Raw genomic sequence first — 18,370 nt, 5'->3', positions numbered from 1 at the left:
CAGGTCCAGGAACTCGGGGTGAAGGTACGGCTCCCCCTGATTGAAGAGGAGCAGGTAGACGAGGCTGTCAGCGAGGTCGTCGATTATGGCCCGAAAGTGGTGCGTGGACAAGCGGGCATAGGCACGACTGATTCTTCCGGAGCCGGTGTGGCACTGCGGGCAGCGCAGGTTGCAGCGGTTGGTCGGCTCCACCATGAGGATGGCGGGCTCTGCCCAAACCACGGGTCGGCGGCTGGCCAGCGAGGCCAGGTAGGAACCCATGGCCAGGGCCACGTTGTGCACGCGGCGCGGCGACAGTGCCCGTACGAGGTTGCCGAGGACGACTTCCTTCATCTCTTCTTAGCCAGGATATACCAGTTGGGGTTCACCCAGCAGTTGAACAGGCCCAGGCGATCGTTGACCATGGCCGGGAGGAATTTGAGCAGCCCGCGCCTCTTCGCCCACGCCGCGATGCGAAGGTGAAAAGGCGCACAGAGGGCAGCGCGCGGCTCGGCGGCGATGAAGCGGGCGGCATCTCGATTGGCAAAGGACATGTCCAGTCCTGCCATCCGCATGAGCCACCGCAGGCGACGCAGGGACAGCAACGCCGGTGCAGGAAGGGCCGCCGCTCCTCGTCGCGCCTTCGTGCACCGCCCGACCACCTTGCGCGGCAGCATGGCCACGCCAGGTAACCCCCAGTGCGGATCCGAGAGGGCGTTGAGCGGCGACCAACGATTGGGCGTCGACACAAAGGCCACGCCTCCCGGCTTGAGCGCACGCGCTGCTTCGCGCACCAGCCGCTCCGGCGCGGACACGTGCTCGAGCACATCCTGCAGCACCACGGCGTGGCACGACTGGTCGGCGCACGGCAGAGTGCACCCGTCCGCGAGCACGAGCCGCACTGGCACGCCTGCGGCACCCGCCAACGCCCGTGTGGCCTCGAGGCGTGCCCTATCCACCTCCACGGCGAGGACCATGGCTCCTTTGGCTGCCAAGGCTATGCTGGTGCCGCCGGTGCCGCAGCCAATGTCCAAGACCACCGCATGTGGCGGCAGCAACGGGCCAAGCATGCTCTGCACCATGGCACCCCGCCATGACGCGCTCTTGTGGTAGGCGCGCCAGCGAAGAAAGTTGGGGTGCCCGGGGTCCGGGAGCAGGGATTCTACGGCCCCAGGCCAGGCGCTCTGGCCAGAAGCGGTCACTCCCGCCAACGGATCCTTCCCAACCAGCTCAGCGGCCCGAGAAGCACATTTGTCAGCAGAAAGTAGATTTCCCATAAGCAAAACGCCCACCACGAGAATCTCTGCCGAAAGGTGCACCCGGCTACGCGGAGCGCCCCCAGGTCCACGGCGACTTTTGCACAGAGGAAAAGGCTGCAGAGCAGCAACCAGGAGCCGGCCAGCGCCGCCCAAACCGGGGCGACGAACAGGCAGAGATTGCACAGGTGAAACAGCGCATACCTTGCCTTCACCGCTCCAGGGTAGTGGCGCCCTGCAGAAAGGTGACGTCGGCGCTGGGCGAGCAGTTGCCGGAGCGTCCGGGGCGCCGCGCTGGGCACGAACGTCGCCGGTGAGATGGCATAGCGCACTTGCCAGCTGCTCCGTTGGCTCACCTGGTGAAGGAGCAGGTCGTCGTCGCCAGACACGGCGTGCATGAACCTTTGGTAGCCCTCGACCTCGGCGAATGCCTGGCGGCGGATGGCAAGATTGCGCCCGGTACAGGTCATGGGCCGGCCCAGGCCGATTCCTCCGGCAGCGACGAGCGCCGAGGATAGCGTGTCCACCGCCACGACGGCTGCCAGCACGCCCTTGCCCAGTAATGGGGCAAAGCCGGCAACCAAACCCACCTCGGGGGCAAAATGCCCGACCATCTCCTCGACCCAGCGGGGTGAAGGTCGGCAGTCCGCGTCGGTGAACAAGAGGAGCTCGCCACGTGCAGCGGCAATGCCGCGGGCCAGGGCGTTCTTCTTGGCGCCGATTCCTGGTCGGAGCTCCTCCACGCGCACCGCTTTGACGTACGGGTGAGCGGCGCACCAGCGGGCCAGAAGCGCCGCAGTTCCGTCACTGGAGCGATCGTCGGCTATCACCACCTCCAGCTGCTCCGGCGGGTAGGTCTGCGCAATGAGGCAGGAGAGCAACTCGTCGAGGTTATGCGCCTCATTTCTGGCAGCACAGACCACGGACACGCGTGGACGGCCGGCATGGACCTCCGAACGCAACGCGCGCAAGCCAAGCACCAGGCGACCGCCCATGGCGGCGTAGACAAGCAGCGCAGCCAGCGCCACAAGTGCAATCACAAGTCCCTCACCCTGGGTCGTGACGGGCGCACATCCGGCTCACCGAGACTCTGTGCAAAAGTAGGCAAAAACCGCGAAACAAGCAAGCCCTTTGCTGCCGATGGGGCACGCCAAAAACCGGTTGACAATGAGGATTTTTTCCGCTATTTTCTATGGCCTAATTGGCCGGTGCGACTAACCTGGCAGGAGTCATGCAGCTGAGACTGGCCTATGGACGTTCATTCCTGACAATAGACCTCCCGGATGAGCGGGTGCTGGCGGTGGTGGATATTGGGGACGATTTGCCTGTTGCCGAAGAGGAGATCATCAATGCTGCGCTGAGCAAACCGTTGGGCGCGCCTCCCCTGGAACGGCTGGTGCGGCGCGGAGAACGGACGACGATCGTCATCCCGGATGCCTCTCGGCGCTGCGGCGCGCGTGTCTTCCTCCCCTTGCTGATTGATCTCCTCAACCGCAAGGGCATTCACGATCGAGATATTACCATCCTATTTGCCACAGGGAGCCATGGGACGCAGACCGACGCTGAGCGGCAGGAGGTGGTCGGTCCGGAGATCTACCGCCGTGTGCGCACTATTGACCACGACTGCCGCCAGGCCTCGGAGCTCGTTCATCTTGGGGAAACGGTCAATGGCACGCCGGTATGGCTGCACAAGTACGTGGTGAAGGCGGAGCGACTGCTCCTGGCCGGAGGCACCAGCCACCACCCGCTCACAGGCTATGCGGGCGGGCCAAAGCTGCTGAACCCTGGGTGCGCCGGCTTGGAGACTGTGCTCAGGTGCCACGCATTGGGGATAGATGTGACGCGAGGAGGGCTGGCGGACACCTGCGCACCGGGCGTTGCGGCGGGCAACCCCATTTACCAGGACATTCTGGACTCGATGAAGTTTGTGCAGGTGGACTTTGCCCTGCACTTGATTGTGGACGCGCAGGGCAGGGTGCGGCAGGCGTGCGCAGGCGCATTGGCCCCGAGTTGGGAGAAGGCCCGCCAACTGGCGGACAGCTTCTACAAAGTGCGTGTGGCCGAACGCGTGCCATTGGTCATTGCCAGCTGCGGGGGATCGCCCTTTGACGACGACTTTGTCAAGACCTTCCGCGCCATGCGCAATGCTTCGCTGCTGGTCAGCGACGGTGGCCACCTCCTCTTGATCGCCGAGTGCCGCGCAGGTCTCGGCTGCGAGTATTTCTTGGACTTTTTCGCGGTTACGCCGCACGAGCTGGCCAGCAAGCTGCGCAAGGAGTATCGTTCTTTTGGCACTACCGCCCTCGGTTTGCGCGAGCTACTGCGCCGTATCAGGGTGACGGTGGTGGGGATGCTCGAGCCAGATGCCGGGTCGGCCATGGGCGTTCGCGTGCAGCCCGCAGTGCAGGTGGCGGTGGAACAGGCCCTGTCCGAACTGCCGTCTGGGGCGAAAATGGCGGTGCTCCCCCATGCACACTTCACGCTGCCGGTAGTGGAGGGAGGATGAGGTTTCGGTCAATCGTCTGGATGGCTTTGCTGGTCTTGGGTGGCTGCAGTTATATGGAACCAACGCCTCGCACCTTAGGCGGAGGCAATGAGCGAGAAAGGCCTGGTAGGGAGTATCCGGCAGCTGATGCTGCCGTTGCAGTTGACCGTAACCATGGCCCGGAGTCTATGGGTGAGCCGGGGCAAGCAATGCCTTCCCGTCAGCGGCGGCGCACCTGGACCGGATTGACCGACGAGCAGATCGTCGCCTTGGCAGAAGAGATCAAGGCCTTTCTCAATGCCCCGTACGTGTGGGGCGGCTCCTCGCCCGAAGGGACCGACTGTTCTGGCTTTGTCTACGCCGTGTTCCGTCGCGCCTGGGGGTTGACTCTGCCGCGTTCGGCAGAGGCCATGTACCGCATCGGCGAGCCAGTGGAGCGGGACTCTCTGCGCTTCTCGGACTTGGTCTTTTTCGAGGCAGCTGGGGTGGGCGAGGTCACCCACGTCGGCATCTACGTGGCGAAGGGGCTCTTTGTCCATGCCAGCCCCACCAGGGGGGTGGTTATCTCTGGACTTGACGAAGCGTACTATCGCCAGCACTACGTGGGCGCGCGGCGCCTCGTGGGGTATGTCGTCCGCTGACCTCGTGCTGGGCAGAAGAACAGTCTCGGAGCCGGCTCGGCACGCCGCCGGCTCTTCTTTTTGCGAGAGGGAGGCACAATGAGCGGACAGCGGATGAGCCTGGAAAAGGGCGCGGAAATAGAGGTGGAGGTTCTCTCCCTTGCCTTCGGTGGCAAGGGTGTCGCAAGGGTGGACGATCTGGTCGTGTTTGTGGAGGGGGCCCTGCCAGAGCAGCTTGTCCGGGTGCGCATCACGCGGCGGAAGCGGACGTATGCTGAGGCGCGCATCGTCGAGGTGGTGCGGCAATCGCCTTTGGCAACCACGCCACCTTGTCGCCACTTCCCGGAGTGCGGTGGGTGTCAGTTGCAGCACCTCCGCTACGATGCCCAGCTCGAGGTGAAGCGCCAGCATGTGATTGACTGCCTCGAGCGCCTAGGGGGCATCGCATCGCCGCCGGTGGTTCCGGCGTTGGCCAGTCCGCAGGAGTTCTTCTATCGCAATAAGATGGAATTCGCCTTTTCCGACCGCGCCTGGGTACCTGCTGCCCACCTGGCCCAGGAAAGCAACCGCCAACCGGGAGTTTACCTTGGTCTCCATCCTCGCGGGCGCTTCGACGCAGTCGTGGACGTGGGCGACTGTCATCTGCTTTCGCCCCTGAGCAACGAGATTTTGGCCCATATCCGGCAGTTTGCGCGGCGCTCGGGTCTTCCTGCCTACTCGACGGCAAGCCGCCAGGGGTTCTGGCGGCACGCGGTCATTCGCGAGGGGAAGCAGACCGGGCAGGTGATGGTCAACATGGTGACCTCCGCCTTCGATGAAGCCGGGCTCAAGGCCCTTTCCAGTGAACTTAGAGAGCGATTCCCTGGCATTGTCAGCGTCGTGTCAACCATCTCCACCTCCCCGGCGAACGTAGCGTACGGGGAACAGCAGTTCGTTCTGGCCGGACAGCCCGCCATCGAGGAGCAACTGGGGCGCTATCGCTTCCAAATTTCTGCCACCTCCTTTTTCCAGTCCAACCCGGAGCAAGCCCTCCGTCTGTACGAGACGGTGCTGCGATATGCCAGCCTGCGCGGCGACGAGGTGGTGTTTGACCTCTACTGTGGCACTGGGACCATCAGCATCTTCCTGGCGGAGAGGGCGCGTGAGGTATGGGGCTTTGAGCTCGCCGAGGAGGCGGTCGCGGACGCAAGAGGCAATTGCGCGCGCAACGGCATTGGCAACTGCCATTTCGTGAGTGGCGACGTGCGCACCTCTGTGGAGAAGTTGGTTGCCGAGGCACCCGATATCCGGCCGGAGGTTGTGGTGGTGGACCCGCCGCGGGCCGGAGTGCACCCGCGGGTGCTGGAAGTGCTCCTCAAGGTGGCGCCGCGGCGGATTGTGTACGTCTCCTGCAACCCCTCGACTTTGGCACGCGATCTGGCAGTGTTGTGCCAGGGCGGATATCGCCTGGGCGAGGTGACGCCGGTAGACATGTTCCCGCAGACCTGGCACATCGAGGCAGTGGCGCTCTTGGAAAAAGAGGGATAAGGGGCAACAGAGGCCTATCTCCTGACCATGGGCTAAGGGCTTTTTTCTCATTGATTTTGGCGCGGAATTTTCGTATCTTCAAAGGTCGATTCTTGCCGTATGGAAGAGTGCGCTGGGCATGCAACTGACGCGTGAGGACGCAATGAGATCGCCGTTGAAGATACTGTACGTCGCCTCGGAAGTTGCGCCCTTTGCCAAAACGGGCGGACTTGCCGATGTGGCTGCTGCTCTGCCCAAAGCGTTGCAAGACCTCGGCCATGACATCCGCGTGATGATGCCCAAGTACGGCTCGATCAACGAGCGCAAGTATGTGCTCCGCGAGGTTATTCGCCTCCGCGAAATACCCGTAGACCTGGGAGGCGAAAGACTCGTGGGCAGCGTCAAGTCGGCCTTCATCCCGGACACGAAAGTGCAGGTTTACTTCCTGGACTATCCGCCCCTCTTTGGTCGGCAGGACCTTTACACAGACCCCAAGACCGGCAAGGACTGGCCTGATAACGCAGAGCGCTTCACTTTCTTCTGCAAGGGTGTCTTGGAGACCGTCAAGCTCCTCCACTGGCAGCCGCATGTGATTCACTGCAACGATTGGCACACCGGGCTCATTCCGGTTCTGCTGAAGACCACCTACAGCCATGAGCGCCTCTTTGCCAAGACCTCGACCCTCTTTACCATCCACAACTTGGCCTACCAAGGCATCTTTCCCAAGGCCAAGTTTCGCCTCACCGGCCTCCCGGCAGAGCTCTTCCGTGGGCAGGGGGGCGTTGAGTTCTACGGCAAGTTGAGTTTCATGAAGGCCGGCATTGTTTTTGCCGACGCCATTTCCACGGTGAGCGAGCGTTATGCTGAGGAGATCACTTCCGATCCCGAGATTGGGTGCGGCCTGCAGGAGGAGCTGCGTGCGCGGCGTGACGCGCTGTATGGCATCCTCAATGGCATCGACGACACGGTGTGGAACCCCAAAACCGATCCGCTGATTGCCAGGACCTATTCTGCCACCGACCTTGCGGGCAAGGCCGAAAATAAGAAAGCGCTGGTCGAAGGCCTTGGCTTGCCTTATCGCCCGGAGGTGCCGGTAATCGGCATGATCTCTCGTCTTGCCGATCAGAAAGGATTCGATCTGGTGGCAGAAGCCTTCCCGGCGCTGATGAAGATGGACGTGCAGCTTGTCGTGCTGGGAACTGGCGATCCGAGATACCACAAACTCTTTGCCGGGCTTGCCAAACGGCACCCGAAGAAGGTTTCTGTGAACCTGCGCTTTGACAACACCCTTGCGCACCAGATTGAGGCTGGGGCTGACATGTTCCTCATGCCTTCCCGGTACGAACCATGTGGCCTGAACCAGATGTACAGTCTGGTCTACGGCACGATCCCCATCGTGCGGGCCACCGGCGGGCTGGCAGACACGATTGTCGACTTTGACCCCCGGCGGGGCACGGGCAATGGTTTTGTCTTCACCGAGTACAGCGCTGCCGCCATGCTGCAAGCGGTGGAGAGAGCGCTTGCCGTGTTTGCGGATCAAAAGACCTGGCTGCGTCTGGTGAAGAGCGCCATGCGCAGCAACTTTAGTTGGAAGAACTCCGCCACCAAGTACGTCAGGCTGTATGCCAAGCTGGAGGCGAGCAAAAGGAAATAGCGTCGGCTGTTACAGGCTGCGACAGCGTGTTTCCGCAAACGACATCCCCGCAGGAAGAATTGGCCGCAGACTGGACACGGAAGAAAGTAACGCCTTGTTTTCTCGTACCTGGGTGCTCATGGCGCGGGGCACGCTCCATGGCACCATAGTTGCGAGCGGGAATAGCCCGGCAGTAACCGCATTGCGACCCTTACCGTAAGGCATTCATGGAGGGTATTCAGCTTCGGACATCACAGGTGGGCGCGGCGGGCACGGTCACGCTGCTGCGCGTCAAGGGGTACGTGGACGCCACCACTGCTCCGGACCTGCACAAGGCCGTGACCAGGCTTCTGCAAGAGGAGCACTATCAGATCGTGGTCGACCTGAGTGCGGTCAACTACATCAGTAGTGCGGGCTGGGGCGTGTTCGTTGGCGAGATACGCAGCATTCGTGAGAGTGGCGGCGATCTCAAGATTGTGCACATGACCCCCGAGGTGCGCGAGGTGTTCGAGATGCTGGAGTTCAATCGCATCCTCGCCTCCTACGACAGCCTCGAGGAGGCCATCGATGACTTTGACGTGTGCGCCGGGTACGATCTGTCCAAGAGCGCCCGCCGGCAGGTGGTGCCGTCGGTGGACTTTGACATGCAGCCAGCAGTGCGCCTGCAGCAGCCAGTAGCGAGCAGAGCTACGCCGGCTACGGCCCAGGTGGCACCGGTGGGGATCGTGGAGCCTGCGTCCCACGCCCGACCCGCTGAGGCTATCGATCTACCGCTCACCGAGAAGGTGCGGAAGATCGTCCTCGAGAACCCCAACAACGGGGCTTGGGGAGTGATGCGTGCTCTGAACTCCCCTCGATTTGGTTACACCCGCATGAACTACTTCAAGGTGCGGGCACTGTTGAAGAGGCTCAACTTGGATACCAAGGAGAAGCGGTACCGATTCTACCGCTCGCGGTGAAGAGTGAAGCTCATGGTGACACAGCGGATCAAGGATGTGCGAGCAAGAGGCTCGTGGCGCGGACTGCAAGGCATGCTCGGCCCAGTCATGTTGGCTGCGGCCTTTTTGTTGTGGTGGGCGCCCGCTTCATTTGGGCAAGGAGTGGCCGCAGGTAGTGCTGCTGCACCCTTCGGCTACGGTGATGGGGTGCGCATCCTCATTTGGGAGAGCTGGGAGCGGGCCGAACTGCAGACCTTTGCTACCAAGTTCAGCAATGAGTATGTGATTGACGGTGAGGGGTACATCACTCTCCCCATCTTCGGCAAGCTCAAGGTGGTGGGGATGACGCCGGACGGGCTGGTGGAGGTGCTGCGCGAAAAGCTGCGCCCGTACACCAGAGACCCGATCATCACGGTGACACCGCTAGTGAGGGTAACTCTCCTCGGGCAGTTCCGGCAGCCGGGATCATATCGCGTGGACCCCCGGGATGCTCTGTGGAGTGTCATCGAGCAGGCTGGTGGGCCAGGGCCAGAGTGTGACCTGCAGCGCTTGCAGCTGCGGCGTGGTGGCCGCACAGTAAAGAAGAGCCTGTTGACCAGCTGGGAGCGCGGTTCCTCCTTAGCGGAGATTGGCGTGAGGAGTGGTGACGTCATCTATGCGCCACGCGTGCCGCGCCTCACCTTCCGCGACTTTGTGTACTACTTTCAGTTCATCGTCTCTTTGATCTCGCTCTACGTCTCCATCAAGAGGTGGGGTTGATATGGGTGTGCCTTCAGAAGGGGGTCTACCCAACATAGAGAGTTTGCTGCTTGAGGAAGAGGCGCCACGGGCCCAATTCAACCTCGGTCGTTTGCTGCGCGGCATCATCCGACGCAAGTGGATCGTGCTGGGTGTGACGCTTCTCGCGTTGGCCGTTGCCGGCTACCGCGCCAGCAAGACGGTTCCGGTGTACAGCGCCATGGCCCGCATCTGGGTGCGCGGCTATGAAGGGCGCAACAAGGAAGCGGCACTCGACCGCGCGCACGTTTGGGAGCTGGGCACGCGCTCCTTCGCTGAGCGCGTCGCGGCCCAGTTTGGGCTTATCGTCGAGCTCCAAGGGCCTTTCCGCAGTCAGGCTCCGGGGCAGGTCTTTGCCGAATTCCGCACTGAGCAAGAACCGGTTGTGGGCTCGTATGTGTTGGAGTTCGACGAGCAGGGACGGTACACCCTGAAGCAGGTGGAGGCCCAGGGCAGCCGGGTGATCGAGAGCGGGCCAGCCCGCCAGATCATCGACAGCTCGCGCACGGTCAACGGCTTCACCTACCGTTTGCAGGCGGAGGTCTATGCTCCGCCCATGAGCATTCCCTTTAGGGTGCGGAGCGTACAGAGCGCCGCCAATTTCCTGCAATCCCGCGTCAAGACCATCTTCCGCAATCCGCCTGATGTTGTGGCTCTCATCATGACGGATACCGACCCGGTGCGCGCGGCGAACATGGTCAATTACGTGGCGGAAATCTATATCGAAGAAGCCAGAAATATGCAGCGGCGCGACGGCCAGCGCACCCTCAGCGTGCTGGAAGGGCGGAAACGCGCTGCGGAAGAGAAATACCGGACCAGCGCGGAGGAGCTGCGCAGGTTCAAGCAGCGCTACCCCTTTGTGGAGGCGGTGGGCATTGTCGGGCAAAGTGAGGCTCTTGTCCGCCTGGAGGCTCAGCAGCGGGCGCTGACCGACCGCAAGAAGGCGTTGCGCATGCTCCTCGACGAGCTGGGCACGGACTTTTCGCCAGAGCGGCGGGAGCAGACCGGCCGGTTCGTCATTCAGGCCTTGGCACAGACCGAAGGGTTGGCCACCGTTCCGGAGGTGCAGTTGGCTATGCAGCGCCTTGGCGACCTGGAACGGCAGTGGCAGACCGCAGTCGTTGGGCGCGGCCTCACCGATGCGCATCCGCAATATCGGGAGTTGAACGATAAGATAATCCGGGAATATCAGACGATTGCCGCCGCCGCGCGCGGCTACCTGAACAGTTTGAGCGAGCAGGAGCAAGAGGTGGGTCGGGCTATCGCTCAGTTCCGTTCGCAGAAGGCAGTCGCGCCAGTGATCATGGACCAGTTCGCAGAATTGCAGCGGCAGGCGGACGCGGACGCGCGCTTGTACAATGAGCTGGTGCGTCTTGTGGAAGAAGAACGCATTGCCCAGTCAGTGGAGGCGCAAAAGATAGGGTTCTTAGATCGGGCAACGGTGCCAAGCAAACCCATCTCCATGGGCCGCAAGAAGATTCTCCTCTTGGGAGGCCTCCTTGGCCTACTCCTGGGCTGTTTGTTTGCCGCCATCCTGGAGTTGGCGGATAAGACTATTCGCACGCCCGAGGACGTGCGTGCCCACTTGCGGCTCCAGGTCCTGGGAGCGGTGCCGGTCCTGGACTTTCGGGACCTCAGCGAATACGACGACTCGCAAAGGGCGCGATTGGTGGACAGGCTGTTGGTGACGCACGACTATTCGCCCACGCCGATCGGCGAGGCCTATCGGGCATTGCGTACCAATCTGCTCTTTTCCAAGCAGGCAGGAAAGATCCGCGCCCTTGTCATCACGAGCATTGCCCCCAATGAGGGCAAGTCGTTCACTGCAGCAAATTTGGCGATTATCATCGCCCAACAGAAGAGCAACACGTTGCTGGTCGATGGCGATTTGCGGCGAGGCGTGCTGCACAATACCTTTGGCTGCCCGAAGGAGCCAGGGCTGACCAATTACCTTTCGGGCACGGCTACCTTGTCGGAAATCGTCTCGGAGACGCACATCCCCAACCTTTCGCTGGTCAGCTGTGGCGCGCTCATCCCCAACCCGTCTGAGCTGTTAGGGTCGCTGCAGATGCGGCGCTTCATCGAGGAGGTGCGCCGCCGCTTCGATGTGGTCATCTTCGATAGCCCGCCCCTGAATGCCGCCACAGACGCCATCGTCCTGGGCACGCAGGTAGATGCCATGCCCATCGTCATCCGGGCCGGCAAGACCAGGAGAGACGTGGCAAAAGAGCGATTGGAGGCCCTTAAGAACATCCCGGTGAACGTGCTTGGGGTTATTCTCAACGGCGTCGAATCGTACCGCTCCCACCAGGCCTACAGTTACTACCACTACTGACGCGCATGGGGCAAGGGAAGTGAAGGTCGGTGGCGTGCGCGGGTTTTGGTGTACACAGACGAGGGTCGGCTGATGCAGATTCTGTTGACCGGAGCGGCCGGGTTCATTGGTTCTCATCTTGCCGAGCGATTGGTGAATGAGGGCCACCGCATAGTCGGTCTGGACGACTTTAACGATTTCTATGACCCGAAGGTCAAGCGGGGCAACCTCCGCGACCTACTGTCGCGGGATGGCTTCCGGCTGGTGGAGGGGGACATTCTCGACTACCCCCTGCTCGAGCAGCTCTTTGCCGGCGAGCGCTTCGACGCGGTGATCCACTTGGCAGCGCGGGCGGGGGTACGGCCGTCCATTAGGGAGCCGCTCTTGTATCAAGAGGTGAACTGTCGCGGCACCAACAATCTCCTGGAGATGGCGAAGAGGCATGGGGTGCAGAGATTCCTTTTCGCTTCTTCCAGCTCGGTGTACGGGGCCAATAAGAAGGTCCCTTTTGCTGAGGATGATCCCGTTGACCACCCGGTCTCGCCGTACGCGGCCACCAAGAAGGCGGGCGAATTGCTCTGCTACACGTATCATCACCTCTTCGGCATATCGGTGACCTGCCTGCGCTTCTTCACCGTGTACGGGCCAAGGCAGCGGCCGGACATGGCCATTCACAAGTTCACCCGGCTCATCGATGCTGGCGACAAGGTGCCCATGTTCGGCGACGGGAGCACGCGGCGCGATTACACTTTCATCACCGACATTATCGACGGGGTGGTGGCCGCGCTCGATCGTTGCCAGGGATACGCCATCTACAATCTCGGCGAGTCGCGCACGGTGGAGCTCAGCTATCTCATCTCCCTTATCAGTGGCTGCTTGGGGAAGGAGGCCAAAGTGGAGCGCCTGCCGGAGCAGCCAGGCGATGTACCGATCACCTACGCTGACATCAGCCGGGCGCGCGAGGAGCTCGGCTATGCACCCAAGGTGCCCATAGAGGAGGGAATCGAGCGCTTTGTCGCGTGGTACCGGGCTCAACGGGAAACGGCAAACCGCACCTGAGGCGCATGGTAGAGGAAAAGGAAATATTCCTGCGGGGCGTAGCGAGGGTGCTGGATCTCCTGGTGGTCCTCCTCTCCTTTGCCGTCGCTTACTTCTTCGACGAATTCCTGCGGCAGCTGATCGCCCTATCGGTCAAGGCGTACAGCCGGGGGCCTACGTTGGGCGGCCTGGTGGTCTTTACCCGCAACAACACGTGGATGCCGCTCATTTTTCCGCCGCTGTGGGTGATCCTCTTGGGGTGGTTGGGACTGTACACCGAGTTCCGGCTAAAAACGTTCGGGCAGTTGGCCTCCACCATCATCCAGGGCAGCCTGCTCGCCGGCATCGCTGCCGGCAGCGTGGTGTTCGCCCTGCAGGCCCAGCTCACCAGCCGTTTCTTCATCGCCGTGTTCACCGTTACGGCGACCATCCTTCTGCTGGTGGAGAAAAGGCTTTTCATCGCCTTTCTCGACTACATCCACATGCGCGGCTACAATCAGGTCAACCTCCTGATTGTCGGCACCGGCAAGAGGGCGCGCGAATTCATCCGCGCGGTGAAGAGTCACGCCAACTGGGGACTGCGCATCGTGGGCCTCATCGACGATGAGCACGGCATGTACGGCAAGGAGGTGGAGGGTTACCGCGTGCTGGGCCGCATTCAGGATATCCCCTTCATCATCCATCGCAAGGTGATCGACCGCGTGATCTTTGTCGTGCCCAGGCTGTGGCTCCACCGCATCGACGAGGCAATTCTGGCGTGCGAGAAGGAGGGGATCGCCACTGCCATTAGCCTGGACCTCTACGACCTGCAGATCGCGCGCACCCGCCAAACCGATTTTAGCGGTTTTCCCCTGTTAGAGTTCGAGACCTTCAGGGCAAAGCAGTGGGAGCTATTCGTCAAACGAACCATGGACATTGTGCTGTCCATCTTCTTCATCATCCTTTTTGCCCCGCTCATGGCCATCACTGCATTGGCCATCAAATTGACCTCCAAGGGGCCAGTGCTCTTCAAGCAGACGCGCTGTGGGCTGAACGGCCGCAAGTTCACGCTGTACAAGTTCCGCACGATGATCGTCGGCGCGGAGATGAAGCGGCGCGAGTTAGAGAAGATGAACGAAATGGACGGCCCGGTGTTCAAGATCAAGAAGGACCCCCGCGTCACTCCAGTGGGGCGCATCTTGCGCAAGACGAGCATCGATGAGCTGCCGCAGTTTTTCAACGTGCTCAAAGGGGATATGAGCATCGTGGGGCCACGACCGCCCCTGCCGGTGGAGGTCGAGATGTACCAGGTATGGCAACGCCGTCGCCTGTCGCTGAAGCCGGGCATCACCTGCATCTGGCAGGTCAGCGGGCGCAACAAGATCTCCTTCGAGCGCTGGATGGAAATGGACATGGAGTACATCGACAACTGGTCCCTCTGGTTGGACATCAAGATTCTGCTCAAGACGATCTTTGTGGTGCTGTTTGGCTACGGAGCAGCGTGAAGGGTGCGAGGTAGGAAGGAACTGTCACCGGAAGGAGGGCATGCATGAACATCTGTGTGGTGGGAACCGGCTACGTGGGCTTGGTGACCGGGACTTGTCTGGCCGAGCTGGGCAACGACGTGGTCTGCGTCGACAAAGACCAGACCAAGATTGAAAAGCTGAAGAAGGGCATCATCCCCATCTACGAGCCCGGGCTGGAGGACTTGGTGGCAAAGAACGTGCGCGAGGGCCGTCTGCACTTTGACACGGACCTGAAGCCCGCGACGGAGCGCTCACTGGTCATTTTCATCGCCGTGGGCACGCCGCCCAAAGAGGACGGCTCTGCTGACCTGCAGCATGTGGGCGAGGTGGCCAAGGAGATTGCCAAGTACATGACCGACTACAAGGTCATTGTCAACAAGAGCACGGTGCCCGTCGGCGCGGGCAAGTGGGTAAAGGAGCTCATCGAGAAGCACCAGACCCACAAGGTGAAGTTCAGCGTGGTCTCCAATCCCGAGTTCCTGCGTGAGGGCTCGGCCATCGACGACTTTATGCGACCGGATCGCGTCGTGATCGGCGGTGAAGACAGCGAGGCCATCGCCATCATGAAAGACCTCTACTCCCCGCTCTACCTGATCGAGACGCCCTTTGTCATCACCAACCTGGCCAGCGCTGAGCTCATCAAGTATGCCTCTAACGCTTTCCTGGCCACCAAGATTTCCTTCATCAACGAGATTGCACTGGTTTGCGAGCGCGTGGGCGCTGATGTGCACCACGTGGCCAAGGGCATGGGCCTGGACAACCGCATCGGCCGCAAGTTCTTGCACCCCGGCCCCGGCTTTGGCGGCTCCTGCTTCCCTAAGGACACACGCGCGCTGGTCCAGGTCGCCGAGCAGGTCGGCTGCGACTTGCGCATCGTCAAGGCCACCATCGAAGTCAATGAGCGGCAGCGGCAGATCATGATCGACAAGATCAAGACGGCCGTGGGCGACCTCAAGGGGAAGGTAATCGGCGTGCTCGGCCTCTCCTTCAAGCCCAACACGGACGATATGCGCGAGGCGCCCTCCATCACCATCATCAACGCTTTGCTCAAAGAAGGGGCGATCGTCAAGGCGTACGACCCGGCAGCCATGGAAGAGGCGAAGAAGATCCTCAAAGAAGTGCGCTACTGCAAAGAGACCTACGAGGTGCCAAAGGACGCCGACGCCCTGGTGTTCATGACGGAGTGGAACCAGTTCCGCAGTCTGGACCTGGATCGGCTCAAGAAACTGTTACGCAAGCCAGTCGTCATTGACCTGCGGAATATCTACGAACCGGACAAGATGCGCGAGAAAGGTTTTGCCTACTACGCCGTTGGACGATGACCCAGCAGCTGGCAGGTCAGACCAAGATGCGGGCACGGGGCATGTGGGCGGCCCCGTGCCCTTTGCTTGGCGCAAGGCCGGGATGTGGGAGAGGTGAGGGCTCCTGATGTGCGGGATTTGCGGCATCTACCACGTTGATCCGGAAAAGGCAGTAGACCAGTTGACCCTGCGACGCATGGCGGAGGTGATCGTGCATCGCGGGCCGGACGACGACGGCTTCTACCTCGACGAGGGTGTGGGCCTGGGGATGCGCCGGCTGAGCATTATCGACTTGGTGACCGGCAAGCAACCGATCAGCAACGAAGATGGCAGCGTGTGGATCGTATTCAACGGCGAAATCTACAACCACCTCGCGCTGCGCAGGGAGTTGGAGAGCAAAGGCCATCGTTTTCGCACGCGCGCCGACACCGAGGCGATCGTGCACGCCTACGAAGAGTACGGTGAGCGCTGCCCCGAGTACCTCAACGGCATGTTTGCCTTTGCCATCTACGATCGCCGCAAGCGCCGGTTGTTGCTGGCACGCGACCGCTTAGGCATAAAGCCGTTGTACTACACGTTCGACGGACGGCGACTGGTCTTTGGCTCTGAGCTCAAATCTGTGCTGCAAGCGCCGGACGTGCCCAGGGAGTTGGATTTCAAAGCCCTGGATGCCTATCTCACTTTTGAATACATCCCTGCACCGCTTTCCATTTTTCGCGGAGTAGCAAAACTACCCCAGGGCCACACCCTCGTGCTGGAAGACGGGCACATACGCCTTCGCCAATATTGGGATGTAGCCTTTGGCGTCGACCAGGGGGAAAACAAGTCAGAGCAGGAGTGGGGCGAGGAGCTGGTGGCCCTGTTGGCCGACGCGGTGAAGATCCGGCTGATGAGCGATGTGCCGCTGGGGGCGTTTCTCAGCGGCGGACTCGACTCAAGTTCGGTAGTGGCGATGATGAGCCGGGCCATGAACCAGCCAGTCAAGACGTTCTCCATCGGCTTCACCGAGTCGACCTACAACGAGCTTGATTACGCGCGCACCGTGGCGCAGGCCTTTGCCACGGAGCACCACGAGGAAATCCTCACGCCGAATGCGGTGGCATTAACCGAGACGCTGGTCAGCCACCTGGATGAGCCGCTGGGCGACTTTTCCATCTTCCCGACTTACATGGTGTCGAAGATGACGCGGCAATATGTCACAGTGGCCCTGTCCGGTGACGGTGGCGACGAGTTGCTGGCCGGCTACGACACCTACATTGCCGACCGCCTAGCCCGCTCCTACGCGCGGCTGCCGCAGTTTGTGCGCCGCGGCCTGATCGAGCCCTTGGCATCCCGCATGCGCCCTACCGAGAAGAAAAAGGGGCTGATCAACCGCACGGTCCGCTTCGTGCAAGGGATGGCCTTGCCTGCCCACCTGCAACATGTGCGGTGGATGATTTTTCTTTCCCAGTCCCAGAAGGAAGCACTCTATGCGCCGCCGCTGCGTGAGGCATTGGCCGGGACAAATCCTTACGACTTTATCGAGAAGTACTTCGATAGGGTGCGGAGTGCCGACCCCTTGAGTCAGCAGCAGTACGTGGACATCAAGACCTATTTGGCGGACGACATTCTCGTCAAGGTGGACCGCATGAGCATGGCGGTCTCCTTGGAGGCAAGGGTGCCGTTTCTTGACTACCGGCTGGTGGAATTGGTGGGCCGCATGCCGAGTGACCTCCGCCTGCGCAACGGTCAGACCAAGTACATCCTCAAGCGGGCAATGCGGGGCATTCTGCCGGAAAAGATTCTCACCCGGGGCAAAGAGGGATTCAGCATCCCCATCAAGAACTGGCTCCGCGCCGAGTTGCGTCCCATGATGTTCGAGCTGCTGTCGCCGGAGCGGTTGCGCCACCAAGGGTACTTCAACCCGACCTACGTTGCTTCGCTGATCAAGGAACATCTTGCCGGCCACGCCAATCACAGCCACCAGCTCTGGGCATTGATGGTCTTTCAGAAGTGGCATGACCTCTACATGCGGAGGGATGGATGACGCTGACCGCCTCAAAGGAGCTTCTTGAAGAGATTCGCCGCTACTGGAACAGTCACATTCACGACCTCGAGATTGCGCGCCACGAAGTGGGCACCCTCGGCTTCTTCGATGACCTGGACGAATATCGCTTTGATAAGCTGCGCTACCTGCCCCGCCTCGTGAACTTTAGTGGGTTTGCAGGCAAGACCCTGTTGGAAGTTGGCTGTGGCGCAGGCATCGACCTCGTGCGCTTTGCCAAGGGTGGCGCCATCGTCACCGGGATCGACCTTGCCGAGCAGTCCATCGCTTTGACCAAACAGAACTTTGCGCTCCGCGGGCTGTCCGGAACCTTCCTCGTCATGAACGGCGAGGAGATGGAGTTTGCGGACAACAGTTTCGACGTCGTCTATGCCCACGGCGTGTTGCAGTACACGGCCGACCCCGGCAAGATGATTCGTGAGATTCACCGTGTGCTCAAGCCGGGAGGGGAAGCCATCATGATGGTCTATAATCGCCATTCCTGGCTGCGGCTGCTGTCCAAGGTCATGCATGTGGGACTGGAGCACGAGGATGCCCCGGTGCTGCGCGTCTTTTCGGCTGGAGAGTTTCGCGAGCTGCTCACCGGCTTTGGCGACGTGCGCCTGGTGTGCGAGCGCTTTCCAGTGAAGACCAGGCTTCACGGCGGCCTCAAAGGGGTGCTGTACAACGGGCTCTTTGTGCCGGCGTTCTCGCTCATCCCCAAGCCCTTGATACGCTGGTCGGGGTGGCACATCATGGCCTTCGCCACCAAGTGAAGATGATGAGCGACTGCTCTTGGCTCAGATCGCGCGACCATGCAGGGGCCGACTGCAACTTTCTCCCCTGAGCCTTTGACCGCCGACGGAGTGTGCGCTGAACCTGGAGTGGCTTTCCGGAGAAGGGCGGTTTCGTGGGTAATAGTAACGCAGGTTGCTGCTTTTGCCAAGGACAGCTCGGGTGCGGTCCCGGGCCTTAGGACTGAGCGGGGCGAACCG

At 61.3% G+C, this 18,370-nt stretch carries 15 protein-coding genes; 12 read left to right on the top strand and 3 right to left on the bottom strand.

Annotation, left to right across the window (positions count from 1 at the left end; genetic code table 11):
* The 3 genes from H5U38_06140 to H5U38_06130 all read right to left on the bottom strand — a co-directional run.
* Nucleotides 1–333: radical SAM protein (locus H5U38_06140; GenBank protein ID MBC7186596.1), on the bottom strand; the 333-nt coding region annotated here is incomplete at its 3' end.
* Nucleotides 330–1,190 (bottom strand): class I SAM-dependent methyltransferase, encoded by an 861-nt coding sequence (locus H5U38_06135; GenBank protein MBC7186595.1) that lies wholly within the window; start codon nt 1,188–1,190, stop codon nt 330–332. The genes H5U38_06135 and H5U38_06140, both read right to left, overlap by 4 nt.
* Entirely contained in the window at nt 1,178–2,275 is a 1,098-nt protein-coding gene (locus tag H5U38_06130; GenBank protein ID MBC7186594.1) for a glycosyltransferase, read from the bottom strand. The genes H5U38_06135 and H5U38_06130 overlap by 13 nt, the downstream gene beginning before the upstream one ends.
* A 191-nt stretch (nt 2,276–2,466) precedes the next feature.
* On the opposite strand from H5U38_06130, the gene larA reads away from it, so the two are divergent.
* The 12 genes from larA (at nt 2,467) to H5U38_06070 (ending at nt 18,151) form a co-directional block, all read left to right on the top strand.
* On the top strand, nt 2,467–3,741 hold the full coding sequence (larA, locus tag H5U38_06125; GenBank protein MBC7186593.1) for a nickel-dependent lactate racemase: 1,275 nt from the start codon (nt 2,467–2,469) through the stop codon (nt 3,739–3,741).
* Nucleotides 3,738–4,361, top strand: a complete 624-nt coding sequence (locus tag H5U38_06120; protein ID MBC7186592.1) for a C40 family peptidase — start codon at nt 3,738–3,740, stop codon at nt 4,359–4,361. The genes larA and H5U38_06120 overlap by 4 nt, the downstream gene beginning before the upstream one ends.
* A 78-nt stretch (nt 4,362–4,439) precedes the next feature.
* Complete coding sequence (gene rlmD / locus H5U38_06115; GenBank protein ID MBC7186591.1) at nt 4,440–5,867, top strand: 23S rRNA (uracil(1939)-C(5))-methyltransferase RlmD; 1,428 nt, start codon at nt 4,440–4,442, stop codon at nt 5,865–5,867.
* A gap of 154 nt (nt 5,868–6,021) precedes the next feature.
* Entirely contained in the window at nt 6,022–7,500 is a 1,479-nt protein-coding gene (gene glgA, locus H5U38_06110; GenBank protein ID MBC7186590.1) for a glycogen synthase GlgA, read from the top strand.
* A 206-nt stretch (nt 7,501–7,706) separates the two neighbouring features.
* Nucleotides 7,707–8,438, top strand: coding sequence for an STAS domain-containing protein (locus H5U38_06105; GenBank protein MBC7186589.1), 732 nt, complete (start codon nt 7,707–7,709; stop codon nt 8,436–8,438).
* Between the two features lie 12 nt (nt 8,439–8,450).
* Nucleotides 8,451–9,176: a polysaccharide export protein gene (locus tag H5U38_06100; protein MBC7186588.1), complete on the top strand. Its 726-nt coding sequence runs from the start codon at nt 8,451–8,453 to the stop codon at nt 9,174–9,176.
* A gap of 1 nt (nt 9,177) precedes the next feature.
* Nucleotides 9,178–11,529, top strand: a complete 2,352-nt coding sequence (locus H5U38_06095; GenBank protein MBC7186587.1) for a polysaccharide biosynthesis tyrosine autokinase — start codon at nt 9,178–9,180, stop codon at nt 11,527–11,529.
* 72 nt (nt 11,530–11,601) lie between these two features.
* Nucleotides 11,602–12,567 carry a GDP-mannose 4,6-dehydratase gene (locus H5U38_06090; GenBank protein MBC7186586.1) on the top strand — a complete coding sequence of 322 codons (966 nt, stop codon included), beginning with the start codon at nt 11,602–11,604 and terminating at the stop codon, nt 12,565–12,567.
* Between the two features lie 5 nt (nt 12,568–12,572).
* A complete protein-coding gene (locus tag H5U38_06085; GenBank protein MBC7186585.1) occupies nt 12,573–14,030 on the top strand; it encodes a sugar transferase in 1,458 nt (485 codons plus the stop codon).
* Nucleotides 14,031–14,074: 44 nt separating this feature from the next.
* On the top strand, nt 14,075–15,373 hold the full coding sequence (locus H5U38_06080) for a UDP-glucose/GDP-mannose dehydrogenase family protein (GenBank protein MBC7186584.1): 1,299 nt from the start codon (nt 14,075–14,077) through the stop codon (nt 15,371–15,373).
* A 106-nt stretch (nt 15,374–15,479) separates the two neighbouring features.
* Nucleotides 15,480–17,378 (top strand): asparagine synthase (glutamine-hydrolyzing), encoded by a 1,899-nt coding sequence (asnB, locus tag H5U38_06075; GenBank protein MBC7186583.1) that lies wholly within the window; start codon nt 15,480–15,482, stop codon nt 17,376–17,378.
* Nucleotides 17,375–18,151: a methyltransferase domain-containing protein gene (locus H5U38_06070; protein MBC7186582.1), complete on the top strand. Its 777-nt coding sequence runs from the start codon at nt 17,375–17,377 to the stop codon at nt 18,149–18,151. Before asnB ends, H5U38_06070 begins: the two co-directional genes overlap by 4 nt.
* Nucleotides 18,152–18,370: the final 219 nt, after the last annotated feature.

It is taken from the genome of Calditrichota bacterium (assembly GCA_014359355.1).
Taxonomy (GTDB): domain Bacteria; phylum Zhuqueibacterota; class Zhuqueibacteria; order JANLFK01; family Oleimicrobiaceae; genus Oleimicrobium.
Note: the sequence above shows the minus strand (reverse complement) of the source record. Positions and strands in the feature narration are given on the sequence as shown.

Excerpts from the sequence above, each read along its gene's own strand:
- H5U38_06120 (MBC7186592.1), top strand. The coding sequence starts at position 3,738 with ATGAGGTTTCGGTCAATCGTCTGGATGGCTTTGCTGGTCTTGGGTGGC.
- H5U38_06085 (MBC7186585.1), top strand. The coding sequence starts at position 12,573 with ATGGTAGAGGAAAAGGAAATATTCCTGCGGGGCGTAGCGAGGGTGCTG.
- H5U38_06095 (MBC7186587.1), top strand. The coding sequence starts at position 9,178 with ATGGGTGTGCCTTCAGAAGGGGGTCTACCCAACATAGAGAGTTTGCTG.
- rlmD (MBC7186591.1), top strand. The coding sequence starts at position 4,440 with ATGAGCGGACAGCGGATGAGCCTGGAAAAGGGCGCGGAAATAGAGGTG.
- H5U38_06080 (MBC7186584.1), top strand. The coding sequence starts at position 14,075 with ATGAACATCTGTGTGGTGGGAACCGGCTACGTGGGCTTGGTGACCGGG.
- H5U38_06090 (MBC7186586.1), top strand. The coding sequence starts at position 11,602 with ATGCAGATTCTGTTGACCGGAGCGGCCGGGTTCATTGGTTCTCATCTT.
- H5U38_06105 (MBC7186589.1), top strand. The coding sequence starts at position 7,707 with ATGGAGGGTATTCAGCTTCGGACATCACAGGTGGGCGCGGCGGGCACG.
- H5U38_06070 (MBC7186582.1), top strand. The coding sequence starts at position 17,375 with ATGACGCTGACCGCCTCAAAGGAGCTTCTTGAAGAGATTCGCCGCTAC.
- asnB (MBC7186583.1), top strand. The coding sequence starts at position 15,480 with ATGTGCGGGATTTGCGGCATCTACCACGTTGATCCGGAAAAGGCAGTA.
- H5U38_06100 (MBC7186588.1), top strand. The coding sequence starts at position 8,451 with ATGGTGACACAGCGGATCAAGGATGTGCGAGCAAGAGGCTCGTGGCGC.
- larA (MBC7186593.1), top strand. The coding sequence starts at position 2,467 with ATGCAGCTGAGACTGGCCTATGGACGTTCATTCCTGACAATAGACCTC.